General features: G+C 55.6%; 2 protein-coding genes. One reads left to right on the top strand and one right to left on the bottom strand.

The window, feature by feature from the left end:
• Positions 1-174 precede the first annotated feature (174 nt).
• Positions 175-534, bottom strand: coding sequence for a hypothetical protein (locus NW820_RS09245; RefSeq protein WP_414375464.1), 360 nt, complete (start codon positions 532-534; stop codon positions 175-177).
• A gap of 180 nt (positions 535-714) precedes the next feature.
• On the opposite strand from NW820_RS09245, the gene NW820_RS09240 reads away from it, so the two are divergent.
• Positions 715-1,247, top strand: a 533-nt coding sequence (locus NW820_RS09240) for a pyridoxal-phosphate dependent enzyme (RefSeq protein WP_414407327.1), incomplete at its 3' end; no start/stop codon positions are given.

Here is a 1,247-nt window from a genome sequence, read left to right as displayed (position 1 = left end):
GCTCTTTCCCAAAAGACAAAGGGAATAGGAATCCAAGTTTCACTGCCGTTGAGAATGGGTCGGTTGCGCCGCTTGTATCTGGGTGCCACTTGAAATAGTAGGTATAGCATCTTTTTCGAGAGTTTGAAATAAAATACCGATTTTTGGGCCACTATTTTGTTTTGTCGACCAAGTTTAAGTTTGCCGATCAACATCAGGGTTTTGGCCGGAGCGCAGCCGTTCAATTTCTTCTCTTGCCCGCTGGATAGCGCCGCAGTTGTCTACTGCTGCCCAGGTGGAGGCCAGAAACAGTCCGGGTAGGGAAACCTCTCCCTCGTCGTCGCTAAACAACACGCCAAGGAAGAAACACCAGCCCAGAAAAACCATCAAAGCTTTCCACCGCCGCGTGTAGAGGTAGGCTCCGAAGGCAAGCAGAATAGACAGAAGGATCACCATCCCCTCGGACTTTTGAGAAAGGGCATAGGTGCGCCGCACCTCTTCATCTCTGCGCTTTTGATCTTCTTGCTGGAGCAACTCTTGCAGATGCTTGTCCATAAGGCCGCCTCAAAATCGGACGGCCTTATCTTAAAAATCCTGGGAAGACCCTTGTTCAAAACAACTTTTCGGGATCCCACGGCAGAAGAAGAGAGGCGAGACTGGTCATCGCCCCTTCCTTCTGTAGAATGGGAAAGCCTCTCTCTAGTTGCAGGCTACAAGGCCCGGACGGACTCTGCCATGACCTCAGCTTCTTTTGCTTTTTCCCCTCGTGTTTTGGATCCTCTCGACCCTCAAGTGCGTCCGGATCCCCAGGGGCGGTTTGGGCCGTTTGGGGGCAGGTTTGTGCCGGAAACCTTGATGAGCGCCCTAACGGAGCTGGAGGAAGCCTTTGAGCATCACTGGCGGGATCCCGACTTTCGCGCCGAGTTTCACAACCTGTTGCGGGATTTTGTTGGGCGGCCCAGCCCCCTCTACTTTGCCCAGCGGCTAACCGAATACTACGGCGGCCCGCAGATCTATCTCAAACGGGAAGATCTCAACCACACCGGCGCCCACAAGATCAACAACGCCCTTGGCCAAGTGCTGCTGGCGGTGCGCATGGGCAAGCGGCGGATCATTGCCGAGACTGGCGCCGGCCAACATGGGGTGGCCACGGCAACCGTGTGCGCCCGCTTTGGCCTAGAATGCGTCATCTACATGGGGGCACTGGATATGGAGCGGCAGGCCCCCAACGTGCAGCGAATGCGCCTGCTGGGTGCTGAGGTGCGGGG

The sequence above is a fragment of the Synechococcus sp. R55.7 genome (genome assembly GCF_047461955.1).
In the GTDB taxonomy this organism is placed as follows: domain Bacteria; phylum Cyanobacteriota; class Cyanobacteriia; order Thermostichales; family Thermostichaceae; genus Thermostichus.
This window is presented reverse-complemented; position numbering and strand designations above follow the sequence as displayed.